Raw genomic sequence first — 13,303 nt, forward strand, 5'->3', positions numbered from 1 at the left:
AAACCGCACGGACGAAAACCGCACGGACGAAAACCGCACGGACGAAAACCGCACGGACGAAAACCGCACGGACGAAGACCGCACGGACGTGGACCGCACGGGTGAACTGCAGCGACAGCGGCCGGATCGCGCACAGTACGGCGTGTGCGCGTTCCTCGCCCTGACGGGCACAGCGGTGGTCGTCGACGCGAGTCGTATCGGCAGCGCGACCAGCAGCAACGACCCGATCGGTCCACGCCCGGCGCCGATTCTGCTCGGCGTACTGCTGCTGGTCGTCGCCGTGATCTACGCGATCGACGTGGCCCGCGGCGGCACCGGTGAGCAGGAGGGCGGTGAGGACGTCGACCTCACCGCGAGGATCGGCTGGCGTGCGGTTCTCGCGCTGATCGGCGTCTTCGTCGCCAACGCGTTGCTGGTCGACCGGCTCGGCTGGGTGATCAGTGGGGCGTTGCTGTTCTGGGGTTCGGCTCTCGCCCTCGGCAGCAGGCGCTACGTGCTCGGTCTCGCGTTCGGAGTCGCGCTGTCGCTGACCAGCTTCTACGCGTTCGCGGTCGGGCTGGGTGTCAACCTGCCGGCCGGAGTGCTGCAAGGGATCTTGTAGATGGACAACCTGAACCAGCTACTGGCGGGCTTCGCGCACGTCGTGACCCCGGCCAACCTGCTGATCGCCCTGATCGGGGTGACGGTGGGCACCGCCGTCGGCGTGCTCCCCGGCGTCGGTCCGGCCATGACCGTCGCGATGTTGCTGCCGATCACGTACGGGATGGACCCGACGCAGGCGCTCATCATGTTCGCCGGAATCTTCTACGGCGGCATGTACGGCGGCTCGACGACCTCCATCCTGCTGAACACCCCCGGTGAGTCGTCCTCGGTCGTCACCGCGATCGAGGGCAACAAGATGGCCAAGGCCGGCAGGGCGGCGCAGGCTCTCGCGACGGCGGCCATCGGCTCGTTCGTCGCGGGCACGATCGGCACGCTGGGGCTCGTTCTCGTCGCGCCGCTCGTCGTCGCGTTCGCGATCGGTCTCGGCGCGCCCGACTACCTCGCGATCGTGGTGCTGTCGTTCGTCGCGGTCACCGCCGTGATCGGGCACTCCCGGGTGCGGGGCTTCGCGTCGTTGCTGCTCGGCCTGGTCATCGGCCTGGTCGGCATCGACAAGGTCACCGGCCAGCAGCGGTTGACGCTGGGCTCTCCCTTGCTGGCCGACGGCATCGACGTCGTGGTGATCGCGGTCGGCATCTTCGCCGTCGGTGAGGTGCTGTGGGTCGCCGCCCACCTTCGCCGTACGGCCGGGCAGGTCGTGCCGGTCGGCCAACCGTGGATGGGCCGGCAGGACTGGCGACGATCCTGGAAGCCCTGGCTGCGTGGCGCCGCGATCGGCTTCCCTTTCGGCGCGCTGCCCGCGGGCGGTGCCGAGATCCCCACCTTCCTGTCGTACGTCACCGAACGCAAACTCAGCAAGCATCCCGAGGAGTTCGGCAAGGGCGCCATCGAGGGCGTCGCCGGTCCGGAGGCCGCGAACAACGCCTCGGCGGCCGGCACCCTCGTGCCCATGCTGGCGATCGGGCTGCCCACCAACGCCACGGCGGCGGTGATGCTGGCGGCCTTCCAGTCGTACGGCATCCAGCCGGGGCCGTTGTTGTTCCAGCGCGAGTCCGCTCTGGTGTGGGCGCTGATCGCGAGCCTGTTCATCGGAAACCTGATGCTGCTGGTGCTCAACCTGCCGCTCGCGCCGTTGTGGGCCAAGCTGTTGCGCATTCCGCGGCCGTATCTCTACGCGGGCATTCTGTTCTTCGCCTCGATGGGCGCCTACGCGGTCAACGCCCAGCCGTTCGACCTGTTTCTCCTGCTGGTACTGGGGATTCTGGGCTTTGCCATGCGCCGCTTCGGGCTTCCGGTGCTGCCGCTCATCGTCGGCGTCATTCTCGGCCCGATCGCCGAACGGCAGGCACGGATGGCGCTTCAGCTCTCCGGCGGTGACCTGTCCGGACTGCTCGGCGGGCCAGTGTCCTACCTCATCTACGCGCTGATCGTCCTCATCCTGGTCGCGCCGCTCGCGCGGCGTCACCTCCCACGGCCAGGGCGGTTCAACGCAGCTCGGTGAGGCGTTCGGGATGGGTGTAGGCGACGTAGCGTTCACCGCGCAGGAAGCCGACCAGCGTCATCCCGAACCGATCGGCCAGGTCCACCGCCAGGCTGGACGGCGCGCCGACCGCCGCCACGAACGGGATGCCGGCGGCGAGCGCCTTCTGGCAGATCTCGTACCCCGCGCGGCCGCTGGTGACCAGGACGTGGTCGGCCAGCGGCAGCCGGCGTTCGAGGAACGCCCAGCCGACCACCTTGTCCACCGCGTTGTGCCGGCCGACGTCCTCCCGGGCGCGCAGCAGCGTCCCGTCGGCGGTGAAGAGTCCGGCCGCGTGCAGCCCGCCGGTCCGGCTGAACACGTCCTGCGCCTCGCGGAGCCGGTCGGGCAGCGCGCACAGCAGAGCCGAGTCCAGCACCGGGCCGGGAGCGACGGGGGAGCAGCCGCGCAGCTCGAGCTCGTCCAGGCTCTCCTTGCCGCACACGCCACAGGCGGAGGTGGCCGCGCCGTACCTCGCCGTCGGCGCCTCCGGCAGCGGCCGCGCCAGGTCGACGGTGACGACGTTGTAGCGCTGCTCGGTGCGCAGCGCCGGATCCGTGCAGTACGCGATGCGTACGACGTCGTCGGTGTCGGTCAGCAGCCCCTCCGACCGCAGGAACCCCGCGGCCAGCTCGAAGTCGGCACCCGGCGTGCGCATGGTGACCACCAGCGACCGCGGCACCGACCCCGGCCAGCCGACCCGGATCTCCAGCGGCTCCTCGGTGGCCACCACGTCGGCGCGGCCGCGGACCGTGCCGCCGTCGACCTCGCGGACCCGTACTCGCACGGTGCTGCCCGGCCGCCGGGTGGGGAGAGTCATGGGCCCATCCTTGTCATGGCCCCATCCTCGCCGCGCGCAAAACCGGATGACCCACCGGCACACCCCGGCCTACAGTCGGAGACGTGGAGATGCGCCGCGGGTAGCGCCCGCGTGACCGCCCGGCCGTAGCGGCCGACGACCTCGAAGCGGACCGTCCCGGCGTGGAGCCGGTGTCGCGCGGTCCGCCCGCACCTCACCGTCTCTCCACCTTCGTGGCCGCGCGGTCGTCGCGGCCACCACCCACGGGAGCATCGCGATGACGCCGCAACGCGTCGGCCTGCACCATCCCCGCCTGCGGCCGTTCCTGGCCGCCGCACGCAACACCGCGCCACCCGACGAGGACCACGTGGTGGTCGAGGGCATCTGGGCGCTGGAGAAACTGCTGGCCGCGCGCACACCGGTGGAGACCTTCCTGTGCTGCCCGGAGCTGGTTCGTACGCCGCAGGCGCGCCGGTGCGCGGACGCCCTCCGCGAGCGCGCGGAGGCGGCGTACGAGATCGGCCCCAAGGTCCTCTCCCGGCTGAGCGGCCGGGCCCGCCCCGACGGCCTGCTCGCGCTGGCGGGGTTGCCGCGCCGGGCCGCCGGGGAGCTCGAGTTCGGCGACCGGGCGCTGGTGCTGGTGGCCGACGGCATCGAGTACGCCGGGAACCTCGGCACCCTGATCCGGACTGCGGACGCGTGCAGCGCCGACTGTGTCGTACTGGTGCGCCGGCAGGTCCGGCCCAACCATCCCCGGGTGTTCGTGGCGAGCCGGGGCACGGTGCTGGGCGTGCCGCTGGTGGAGCTGCCCGACCCGGCTTCGGCCATCGCCTGGCTCGGCCGGTGCGGGTTCACCGTCGTGGTGGCCGAGCCCGGCGCGAGCCGCGACTACCGGGCGGGTGACCTGTCCGGCCCGCGTACGGCCGTCGTCGTGGGCTCGGAGGGACGCGGCGTCTCCTCCGGGTGGTACGCGGCGCCCGTCCGGCGGGTGTCGATCCCGATGCTTGGGTCCGCCGACTCGCTGAACGTCTCGGTGTCGGCGGCGCTGCTGTTGTACGAGGTGCTCACTTGCAGGTCGCGCCGCACTGACGGCGCAGGAGCGCGTCGATGACGATGCCCTCCATGTCCTGGGGGTCGCGCGCGCGGTAGGCCCGGCCACCGGTGATGTTCGCGATCTTGTCGAGGGAGGCGAGGTCGGCCTGCGGGCCGATGCCGACCAGGATGACCGCGATCGGGCGGGCCGGGTCGGCCTCGGTCTTCAGCGTGTTGAGCAGCTGGGTAAGGGAGACGCCCGTACGGTCCTCGTCCTTACCGTCGGTGAGCAGTACGACCGAGTTGACCTTGGCGTCGTCGTAGCCGTTCTGCGCGGTGCGGTACGCGGCCAGGAAGGTGTCGTAGAGGCCGGTGCCGCCGCTGACCTGGCTGGGCAGCTTCGCCAGCACCTTCGCCAGCTCGGCGCGATGGGCGGCGGACAGCTCGGCGGTCTTCGCGAGCTCGCGGTAGTCGCGGGTGCCGTCGCGGAGCTCGGAGAACTCCCACAGCCCGACCTCGCCCTTGTCGGGGAAGTAGCTGAGCGCGGTGCCGGCGGCGTCGCGGGCCAGCTCGATCCGGCTCCGGCTGCCGGCGGCCGCCGCCATCGAACCGGACACGTCGACGACGGCGAGCAGCCGCGACTCCAGGCTCAGCGCGGCCCAGCTGCGCAGCACGTCGTCGGCGTCGTGCAGGGTGACCGGCGGCAGCACCTTCACGGCGCCGACGTCGGCGTTCTTCGTGGGCGGCGCGAGGTCGCGGTAGTCGCGGAAGCCCGCCTTGCGGAACGTCTCCCGGCCCTGCGGAGCGTCGGCGAACCGGGCCAGCGCGGCACCGGCGGCGGCGATCTTGTCGGTGCGGGCCGCGCCGTGGCGGACGGCGACCAGGGGGTAGTCGAGGAGGACCGTGCCGTTCTTCGGCGCGACCCCCACGACGTCGGTGTCGGAGTGTTCGCGGGTGAAGCTCAGCACCTGCTGCTCGCTGGTCGGGACACCTCGTTGCAGGCCGGCCTCGGTGTCCGCCTTCGCGAGCTCACGGTCGAGGCCGTCCACGCGGTCCTTCGCCAGCTTGATGAGCACCGTGCCGAGCTTGGACCGGGCCTCCTCGGCCTCGCCGGTCACCGACCGCCGCACGCCGAGCAGCGCGCTCAAGGCCGTTCCCGACCGCTCCGCGTCCGCCACCGCCATGTGGCCGCTGGTGGCCAGCGTCGACCAGTTGTCCGCGTCGGCGCCGAGCTTCTCCGCCGCTGCCTGGGTGGTGGCGAGGACCATCGGCGACGCGGCCAGCGACGGGCTGAGCGCGAGCACCCGGGACGGCGGGATGCCGGTGCGGGCCACCCACTCGAACGTGTCCGGCACCCACAGGTCAGGGGCGTTCGCGTCGTCGCTGCCGCTGTCACTCGACAGCCGGGTGAACATGTCGCGCGGGCCGGCCGCGGTGACACCGAACGTCAGGCACGCTCCGCCGACCGGGACCTTGTCCTTCTCCACGCGTGCGGCCACCGCCTTCAGCGGCGCGACCACCTCGGGTGCGGCGGCGACCCGGACGCGCAGCGTGCCCTCACAGGACGCGGACCTGCTGCCCGAGGCCGCTCCGAACTCACGGATCCCCAGGAAGGCCGCCGTCGGGATGATCAGCGCGAGGGCGACGACGAGTACGAGCAGGCCTCGACCTCGACCTCGGCCGCGGGGGCGGCGGGGTCGCAGATCTGCGGCGGCATGACGACCGGGCATAGTGCTGCTCCCTCTCCACCCCGAGTGGGCGGGACATTACCGGAAAAGCCGGCCACACCGGTGACGGTCATCCCGTATGGGACGAAGCGCTACCAGACGTACCTGGGTGGACGCGGACGGCCACCGCGTCGGGTTCCCGGACCTCGTCCCGGACCTGCTCCGGCGGCGATGACGGCCCGTTCAGGCCCCGCTCACGTCCCCGCCGGCGGCGTACATCCGGGCGATCACCGACTCGATCGCGGGCTCCTGGATGGACAGGTCGGCCAGGGGGTAGCGCGCGGCGATCGACGCCACCAGGGGAGCGGCGCTGGTCGCCGCCGGGAAGGCCAGCCACTGCCGCGGGCCGTCCACCCGGACCACGCTTGCGCCGGCCACCTCGATCGGCGGGCCCGGCTCGGCGAGGTCGACGACGAGGGTGCGTTCGCTCCCGCCGAGGCCGTCCAGCCCGTGCAGCCCGGTCAGGCTCCCGTCGTACATCACCCGCCCGTGGTCGATCACCATCACCCGCGAGCACAGCTGCTCGATGTCGGTGAGGTCGTGGGTGGTCAGCAGGACGGTGGTGCCGCGTTCGCGGTTGAGGTCACGCAGGAACTCCCGCACCTTCGCCTTGCTCACGATGTCCAGCCCGATGGTGGGCTCGTCGAGGTAGACGACCTCCGGGTCGTGCAGCAGCGCGGCGGCGATGTCGCCCCGCATCCGCTGGCCGAGGGAGAGCTGGCGTACGGGCACGTCCAGCAGCGGGCCGAGCTCGAGCAGGCCGACGTAGTGGTCGAGGTTCTCGCGGTAGCGCGCGTCCGGGATCCTGTAGATCCGCCGCAGCAGCCCGAAGCTGTCCCGCAGCGGGAGGTCCCACCACAGCGTGGTGCGCTGGCCGAACACCACGCCGATCCGCCGGGCCAGCCGGATTCGCTCGCGGGACGGCTCGATGCCGGCGACGCGCAACGTGCCGGCGGTGGGTACGAGGATGCCGGTGAGCATCTTGATCGTGGTCGACTTCCCGGCGCCGTTGGGCCCGATGTAGCCGACCATCTCCCCGGCGGCCACCTCGAAGGACAGCCCGGCGACGGCGTGCACTTCCGAGCGGGTACGCCGGAACCGCCCGGCCCGCCGTCGTACGGAGAAGGTCTTCCGCACGTCCCGTACCTCGATCAGCGGCCCGGCGGAGGTGGCCGCCGCGGACGGGCCGGCGGCGAGCTCGGTGGTGGTGGTGGTGCGTTCTGTCATGATCAACTCCCGGTGCTGCGGTAGCTGCGCAGGCCGGCCCGCCAGGCCAGCGCGGCGACGAGGGCGAGGGCGACGGCGGCCAGTGGCGAGGCGAACTGGAAGGCCTTCGGCAGCCCGAGCGGGTCCGGATGGCCGAGGATGTGCAGCGCCGGCAGCCAGTTCACGAACGCCAGCGGGATGCCGAACGTCGCCGCGCGGAGCAGGTCCTTGGCGAAGATCGTCGGTGGGTACTGCGTGAGGAAGTTGCCGCCGTAGGTGAACGCGTTGGCCACCTCGGCGGCGTCGGTCGCGGCGAACTGGAACGCCGCGCCGAGGACGAAGATCGAGGCGAAGATGACGGTGCCACTGACCAGCATCACCGGCATCAGCACGATCCGGTCCCAGGTCCAGTGCACGTCGACCGCGACCATCGCCCAGCCGAACACCACCAGGCTCTGGACGATCCGCCCCAGCCGGCGCAGCGCGAAGTCGTCGGCCGCGGCCTGGACGAACGTCGGCACCGGCCGGATCAGCATCACGTCCAGGGACCCGTCCCGGATCCGCCGGCCGAGGCGTTCGATGCTGCCGATCAGCAGGTCCGCGGTGCCCATCGCGATCCCGGAGGTGGCGTAGAGGAAGGCGACCTCGGGCAGGTCGAACCCGCCGAGGGTGTCGGTGTGCACGAACATGATGAAGATCGCCACGAAGTCGAAGCCGGTCACCACGAACTGCCCGACGGTGAGCATCGCGAACGACGCCCGGTAGACCATCGTGGACCGCACCCACATCGCGACGATCCAGCCGTACGCCCGCAGTGCGTCAGCCACCCTGGACCACCACCTTCCGGGTGGCGAGCAGAGTGAGCGCCCGGCCGGCCAGCCAGAGCACCAGCGCCCAGCCCGCCTGGAACGCGAGCGCGGAGACCAGCGAGGCGCCCTGGCGCTTGCCGAGGAACACGTCCGCCGGGATCTGCAGCGCCGACGACCACGGCAGCGCCCGGGCCAGGTCGCCGAGCCAGCCGGGGAAGACGTTCAGCGGCAGCAACATGCCGGAGAAGAACATCGCCAGCACCCCGGCGAGCTGGTGTACGCCGCGGGCGTCCATCAGCCAGAAGCCGGCCAGGGTGAACAGGTAGTTGAGGCTGAAGCAGACGAGCGCTCCCAGGAAGACCGCGAGTCCGAACGCCAGCCAGGTCACCAGGTCGCCGGGGAGGTTGAGGGTGAACGCGAACGCGCCCACCAGCGTCGGCCCGATGCCCCGGCCGAGCAGGTGGAACGCGGCCCGGCCCAGGTCACTGGCCAGCCACCACGCCTGCAGGTCGACCGGCCGGTAGAGGTCGACGGCGATGTCGCCGGTGCGGATCCGGTCGGCCAGCTCCTCCCGGAAGCCGCCGCCCCACAGGGCGCCGACCATGCCGAGGGACTGGCCGAGCCAGACGTAGGTCACCGCGTCGGTCACGTCGTACCCGCCGAGGGAGGGCCGGGCGCGCCACAACGCGATGTACGTGAACGCCATGATGAAACCGAAGACGGTGTTGGTGAAGACACCGGCCGCGGTGGCGGCGCGGTAGGTCGAGTACCGGCGGAAGGTACGCCACGCGATCGCGGCATAGACCCTCATGCTGAACGGGCTCCCTTCGACAACTGACGTGCGTGCGGCAGGCCAGGCGTACGACAGACCGTGCCTTTGCGGCAGGCCACTGCGTACGAACAGGCCATGCGTGAGGTGGACAGAGCGCGCGGAGGTGGCGCGTCTTGGGCACGCGGGGAGCAGCGCGGGGGTGTTTTCTCGCGCTTGGGGTGGATCTCGGACGACGGCCGCCGGCGCATTCCGGGGGGAGGAGCGCGGCGGCTGAGCACGTCGAACTTCCCCCGCATCGGTGCTGACCGGGGGTTGAGGAGGGGAGCGGACATGCCCGGCGGCCGGCTGATCAGCTGGGGCTGACCCTGCGCAGACCGGGATTTTGGCGGCCAGACAGCATAACCGGCACCGGCCGGGACGGGAAGGGTCTTTTCCTCGGACCGCCCGGGTGCCCGCACCACGGCGTCCGCCCCGAGCGGCTCGGCGTCTGCCCGAGGCGGTGGGGTCGGCGGCCGGGTCCGCGTGATATGCAGGCAGGGTCCCGCTCGCGTCGCGGTGCGTCCCCGGCCGCGAGCCACCAGCTCACGAAGGTTCCGCCATGCCGCTGCTGACTGTCTACCGGGTCATGTCCTACGTCACCGGTGTCGTGCTGCTCGCGCTGGTGCTGGTCGCGATGCCGCTGAAGTACTTCGCCGACACCCCCGGCCCGACCATGGTGGTCGGCCAGCTGCACGGATTCCTCTACATGGCCTACGTCGTCGTGGTGCTGCTGCTGGGCTTCTCGCTGCGGTGGCGGCCGGTACGCATGCTGCTGGTGATGCTGGCCGGAACGATTCCCTTCGCGGCGTTCTTCGCCGAGCGCAGGATCGTCGCCGACGTCCGGCGCGAGCAGGGGGCCGGGGGCCGTGAGGGCGGCCGGCGGAGCGAGCGGGTCGGCGCGGGTGACTGACCCGGCGCCCGACCCGATGGCGACGGCGCGTACCCACGCGCAGGCGCTGGTCGAGGTGACCGGCGTCGTCGCGGTGGTGGTGGGCGGCAGCCACGCCAGCGGAACCGCCGACGCCACCTCCGACCTCGACCTCGGCGTCTACTACCGCCAACCCCTCGACGTCCCCGCGCTGGCCCACCTGGCCACCACGCTGACCGGGCGGCCCACCGAGGTCACCGCCCCGGGCGGGTGGGGGCCGTGGGTCGACGGCGGTGCCTGGCTGTCCACCGACGAGGGCCCCGTGGACTGGATCCTGCGCGACCTGGGCCGGGTCACCCACGAGTGGGAGCGCGCGGCGCGCGGGGAGTTCGGGCTGTACCACCAGCCGGGTCACCCGTTCGGATTCCTCAGTACGACCTACGTCGGCGAGCTCGCGACCGCGGTCGTCGTCGCCGATCCGGACGGCGAGGTGCGCCGGCTCCAGCAGGCCGCCGGGCGGTACCCTCAGCCGTTGCGGGAGGCGCTCGTCGGCTGGCTGTGGGAGGCGGAGTTCAGCCTCGCGGTCGCGCGGAAGGCGACCGGGCGGGGCGACGCGGCGTACGTCGCGATGTGCGTGCTGCGGGCGGTCGGGATCATGGCGCACGCGCTGCACGCCCGCGCCGGCCGGTGGGTGCTGAACGAGAAGGGCCTGGTCGCCGCGGCGGGCCGGTTGCCGGGCGCGCCACCGGAGTTCGCGGCCCGCGCCCAGGCGCTGTGCGGCCGGATCGGCACCACGCCCGCCGAGCTCACCGCGGCGCTCGACGACGCCGACCGGCTGCTCGCCGACGTCCGCGGCGACGTTCGCGGCGACTGACGCCGGCTCCTCGATGAACCCGAACGACTCGGCGACCGCGGCGCAGGACGCGCTCGACGCGGCGTACCGGGCGGCGTTCACCGCCGACGAGCGGGTTCGCGCCGTCCTCACCTACGGGTCCCGCCCGGCCGGGCTCGGCGACGCCTGGTCGGACGTGGAGTACTGGGTGTTCGTCGCCGGCCCGCCACCGGACCAGGGCTGGTCCGATCCTGCCGATCCGGCCGTCCCGCCGCGGTGGCTGCGGGACGTCGGCGATCCGGGACTGCTGGTACGCAACGAGTTCGGCGCCTGGGTCGCGGTGCACGCAGGTCTGGTGCGGGTGGAGGTGCACGTCTGGCCGGCCTCCGACGTCGACGTCGTACGCGGCTGGCCGGCGCGCGGCGCGCCCGTGCGGGCGATGGTGGTGCTGGACCGGGACGGCACCCTGGCTCCGGCGGTGGCCGCGCTGCCCGAGTACCCGAAGGTCCCGAGCACCGCGGCGGAGGTGGCCGCGGTCTGCGGACGCTTCGCCAACTGGTGGGTGCTCGGCCGCAACGTCGCCGGGCGCGGTGAGTGGGAACGTTCCCAGGACGCGCTTGCCCACGTACGCCGGGAGCTGACGTGGATGGCCCGGCTGGCCGAGCCCAAGCCCAGGTCCAAGCCCGGGCCCGCGGGCGGAGCCGAGCCGGGGTCCGCCGACGCCACCAGGCGGTGGCTCACACCGTCCCGGCTGGCCGAGCGGGACCTGTCCCCGGAGGTGGTCGACGCGCTGGCACAGGCCTCCGCCCGCACCGAGCCGGCCGACCTGGGCCGGGCGTACGCGGCCGCCTGGGAGCTGGGGGAGCGGTTGTGGCGCACACTTGCCGCGACCTGGGGCTTCGACCCACCCGACCGGCTGGCCGAATGGATCGAAGCCCAGGCCTCCGCGACCGGCGCGGGACTCACCAGCTCCCGACGGTCCCGTCCTCCCGGCGGCTGACCGGCAGGTAGCCACGCTGGTACTCGTACTTCGCCGCGAGGCTCTCGTCGATGTCCACACCCAGCCCCGGCGCCTCACCGGGGTGGAGGTAGCCGTCGGCGAACGACCAGGCGTGCGGGAAGACCTCCAGCGTCTCCTCGCTGTGGTGGCCGTACTCCTGGATCGCCGCGTTGTGGGTGGCCAGGCCGTAGTGCAGCGCCGCCGCCATCGACACCGGCGACAGGTCGGCGGCGCCGTGGCAGCCGGTGCGGACGTGGTACGGCTCGGCGAAGTGCGCGATCTTGCGCAGGTGGGTGATCCCGCCCGCGTGCACGACGCTGGCCCGTACGTAGTCGATCAGCTGTTCGCGGATCAGCTGGTGACAGTCGTACAGCGAGTTGAACACCTCGCCCACCGCGAGCGGGGTGGTGGTGTGCTGCCGGATCACCCGGAAGCTCTCCTGCAGTTCGGCGGGTACGGCATCCTCCAGCCAGAACAGCTGGTGGTCCTCCAGCCGCTTGCCCAGCCAGCCCGCCTCGGCCGGGGTCAGCCGGTGGTGCGCGTCGTGCAGCAGGTGGACGTCGAACCCGACCGCCTCCCGGACCCGGGCGAACAGCTCGGGCGCGAAGCGGAGGTACTTCTCGGTCGACCAGCCGTCCTCGACGAACGGCAGGTCGGGCCGCTGTCCGGACACGTCGCCGCGCGGTGTGCCGTACATGTTGTCGATGCCGGGCACCACGCACTGCGCCCGGATCGCGCGGTAGCCCTCCTCGCGCAGCCGGAGCACCTGCTCCACGGTGTCCTCGATGGTGCGCCCGGACGCGTGGCCGTAGCAGAGCACGCCCTTGCGGGACCGGCCGCCGAGCAGGTTGTACACCGGCGTGCCGAGCACCTTGCCCTTGATGTCCCACAACGCCATGTCGACGGCGGCGATCGCGGCCATCGTCACCGGCCCGCGCCGCCAGTACGCGCCCTTGTAGAGCAGCTGCCAGGTGTCCTCGATGTCGGCCGGGTCGCGGCCCTCCAGCATGGGGACGACATGGTCGGCGAGGTAGGACGCGACGGCGAGCTCACGGCCGTTGAGGGTGCCGTCCCCGACGCCGTACACGCCCTCGTCGGTCTCGACCTTCAATGTCACGAAGTTGCGCCCGGGTGAGGTCACGACCACCCGGGCACCGGTGATCCTCATGCCCGGCCTACCAGGGCTCGGCGCCGAGGAGCTTGCGGCCGAGCGGACCGGCCGCCTCCAGCTGGCGGGCGCTGTACCGGCCCGGCTGCGGCGCCTTGCCCGCGCCGTGCGGTTGGTCCTCGCGTACCCACCGGAGGAACTGCGCCACGCGCGGGGTGGACCGGCGGTTGTGCGAGGCGCCGTGCGGCATCAGGTGGTGCAGCAGCGCGAAGTCGCCGGCCTCACCGGTCACCTCGACGCTTTCCAGGTGGGTGATGCGCTTCCAGTTCTGGTGCAGGTGCCGTCCCTGCGGCCCCGCGGCGCGGGCCTCCTCCTCCACGATCCTGTGCCCGCGGGGAACGACGTGGATGCCGCCGCCTTCGGGGAGTACGTCGGTGAAGTAGAAGCAGCCGCCGATCTGCACCTCGGCCAGCGAGAACAGGAACTGGTCGACGTCGGTCGGCACCGAGGCGTCGATGTGCAACGTCTGGCTGAGCGCGCGGTCCCGGTCGCTGTCGTTGCGCAGGGTGATGCCGAGCGAGCCGTCCAGCACCCGCAGCCGCGTCGACTCCAGCAGTTGCGCGGCGACGTTGTACAGCTTCTCGTTCGCCCACAGCGGCAGGAGTTCCGGTGTGTCGAAGGTGTGGTCGTGTGCGGTGCGCATCGGCTTGATCCGGCCGGCCGAGGAGTGCCAGTGGTCGGGCAGGGCGAGGTTGCGCGGGATCAGGTCGAGGATGTGGTCGCGGTAGTGGGCCGCCTCCTCCCGGGAGATCACTCCGCGTACGAGGAGATAGCCCTGCTCCCAGAACTGCGTGATCTGTGCGTCACTCAGAACCTGGGGTGTTTCCACGACGGTGGTCACGATGCCTCCCTGGCAGCGTTCGGGGATTGCTTCCACCGTACGAACGTCGGCCGGGAGTCGCACCTCGCCGGCCGGGTTCTAGCCAGGT

At 72.1% G+C, this 13,303-nt stretch carries 13 protein-coding genes; 6 read left to right on the forward strand and 7 right to left on the reverse strand.

The window, feature by feature from the left end; all coding sequences use genetic code 11:
- Positions 1-88: 88 nt before the first annotated feature.
- Positions 89-601 (forward strand): tripartite tricarboxylate transporter TctB family protein, encoded by a 513-nt coding sequence (locus FHR37_RS08330; RefSeq protein ID WP_237768888.1) that lies wholly within the window; start codon positions 89-91, stop codon positions 599-601.
- Positions 602-2,104 (forward strand): tripartite tricarboxylate transporter permease, encoded by a 1,503-nt coding sequence (locus FHR37_RS08335; RefSeq protein WP_092884665.1) that lies wholly within the window; start codon positions 602-604, stop codon positions 2,102-2,104.
- Here FHR37_RS08335 and fdhD read toward each other — a convergent pair.
- Positions 2,088-2,942, reverse strand: a complete 855-nt coding sequence (gene fdhD, locus FHR37_RS08340) for a formate dehydrogenase accessory sulfurtransferase FdhD (RefSeq protein ID WP_092884663.1) — start codon at positions 2,940-2,942, stop codon at positions 2,088-2,090. The two genes, FHR37_RS08335 and fdhD, sit on opposite strands and share 17 nt — an antisense overlap.
- A gap of 256 nt (positions 2,943-3,198) precedes the next feature.
- On the opposite strand from fdhD, the gene FHR37_RS08345 reads away from it, so the two are divergent.
- The gene (locus tag FHR37_RS08345) at positions 3,199-4,032 is read left to right on the forward strand and encodes a TrmH family RNA methyltransferase (protein WP_092884661.1); all 834 of its coding nucleotides are present in this window, start codon (positions 3,199-3,201) and stop codon (positions 4,030-4,032) included.
- On the opposite strand, the gene FHR37_RS08350 is transcribed toward FHR37_RS08345, so the two are convergent.
- The 4 genes from FHR37_RS08350 to FHR37_RS08365 form a co-directional block, all read right to left on the reverse strand.
- Positions 3,986-5,683: a substrate-binding domain-containing protein gene (locus tag FHR37_RS08350; protein WP_092884659.1), complete on the reverse strand. Its 1,698-nt coding sequence runs from the start codon at positions 5,681-5,683 to the stop codon at positions 3,986-3,988. The two genes, FHR37_RS08345 and FHR37_RS08350, sit on opposite strands and share 47 nt — an antisense overlap.
- A 180-nt stretch (positions 5,684-5,863) precedes the next feature.
- Positions 5,864-6,907, reverse strand: a complete 1,044-nt coding sequence (locus FHR37_RS08355; RefSeq protein ID WP_092884657.1) for an ABC transporter ATP-binding protein — start codon at positions 6,905-6,907, stop codon at positions 5,864-5,866.
- 2 nt (positions 6,908-6,909) lie between these two features.
- Positions 6,910-7,713 (reverse strand): ABC transporter permease, encoded by an 804-nt coding sequence (locus tag FHR37_RS08360; protein ID WP_202818175.1) that lies wholly within the window; start codon positions 7,711-7,713, stop codon positions 6,910-6,912.
- Positions 7,706-8,506, reverse strand: a complete 801-nt coding sequence (locus tag FHR37_RS08365; RefSeq protein ID WP_092884655.1) for an ABC transporter permease — start codon at positions 8,504-8,506, stop codon at positions 7,706-7,708. Before FHR37_RS08365 ends, FHR37_RS08360 begins: the two co-directional genes overlap by 8 nt.
- Before the next feature lie 559 nt (positions 8,507-9,065).
- Here FHR37_RS08365 and FHR37_RS08370 point away from each other — a divergent pair.
- From FHR37_RS08370 to FHR37_RS08380, 3 genes are read left to right on the forward strand one after another with little or no spacing between them, the layout of a single operon-like run.
- A complete protein-coding gene (locus FHR37_RS08370) occupies positions 9,066-9,416 on the forward strand; it encodes a DUF3817 domain-containing protein (protein ID WP_092884653.1) in 351 nt (116 codons plus the stop codon).
- Positions 9,409-10,248 (forward strand): nucleotidyltransferase domain-containing protein, encoded by an 840-nt coding sequence (locus tag FHR37_RS08375; RefSeq protein ID WP_202818174.1) that lies wholly within the window; start codon positions 9,409-9,411, stop codon positions 10,246-10,248. The genes FHR37_RS08370 and FHR37_RS08375 overlap by 8 nt, the downstream gene beginning before the upstream one ends.
- Before the next feature lie 13 nt (positions 10,249-10,261).
- Positions 10,262-11,206 (forward strand): hypothetical protein, encoded by a 945-nt coding sequence (locus FHR37_RS08380; protein WP_092884651.1) that lies wholly within the window; start codon positions 10,262-10,264, stop codon positions 11,204-11,206.
- On the opposite strand, the gene manD is transcribed toward FHR37_RS08380, so the two are convergent.
- Entirely contained in the window at positions 11,169-12,374 is a 1,206-nt protein-coding gene (gene manD / locus FHR37_RS08385; RefSeq protein ID WP_092884649.1) for a D-mannonate dehydratase ManD, read from the reverse strand. The two genes, FHR37_RS08380 and manD, sit on opposite strands and share 38 nt — an antisense overlap.
- 7 nt (positions 12,375-12,381) lie before the next feature.
- Positions 12,382-13,215 carry a phytanoyl-CoA dioxygenase family protein gene (locus FHR37_RS08390; protein WP_092884647.1) on the reverse strand — a complete coding sequence of 278 codons (834 nt, stop codon included), beginning with the start codon at positions 13,213-13,215 and terminating at the stop codon, positions 12,382-12,384.
- Positions 13,216-13,303 lie beyond the last annotated feature (88 nt).

This window comes from Actinopolymorpha cephalotaxi, assembly GCF_013408535.1.
GTDB classification, from domain to species: domain Bacteria; phylum Actinomycetota; class Actinomycetes; order Propionibacteriales; family Actinopolymorphaceae; genus Actinopolymorpha; species Actinopolymorpha cephalotaxi.

Coding starts and splice junctions, on each gene's coding strand:
- FHR37_RS08335 (WP_092884665.1), top strand. CDS start 602: ATGGACAACCTGAACCAGCTACTGGCGGGCTTCGCGCACGTCGTGACC.
- fdhD (WP_092884663.1), bottom strand. CDS start 2,942: ATGACTCTCCCCACCCGGCGGCCGGGCAGCACCGTGCGAGTACGGGTC.
- FHR37_RS08345 (WP_092884661.1), top strand. CDS start 3,199: ATGACGCCGCAACGCGTCGGCCTGCACCATCCCCGCCTGCGGCCGTTC.
- FHR37_RS08350 (WP_092884659.1), bottom strand. CDS start 5,683: ATGCCCGGTCGTCATGCCGCCGCAGATCTGCGACCCCGCCGCCCCCGC.
- FHR37_RS08355 (WP_092884657.1), bottom strand. CDS start 6,907: ATGACAGAACGCACCACCACCACCACCGAGCTCGCCGCCGGCCCGTCC.
- FHR37_RS08365 (WP_092884655.1), bottom strand. CDS start 8,506: ATGAGGGTCTATGCCGCGATCGCGTGGCGTACCTTCCGCCGGTACTCG.
- FHR37_RS08370 (WP_092884653.1), top strand. CDS start 9,066: ATGCCGCTGCTGACTGTCTACCGGGTCATGTCCTACGTCACCGGTGTC.
- FHR37_RS08380 (WP_092884651.1), top strand. CDS start 10,262: ATGAACCCGAACGACTCGGCGACCGCGGCGCAGGACGCGCTCGACGCG.
- manD (WP_092884649.1), bottom strand. CDS start 12,374: ATGAGGATCACCGGTGCCCGGGTGGTCGTGACCTCACCCGGGCGCAAC.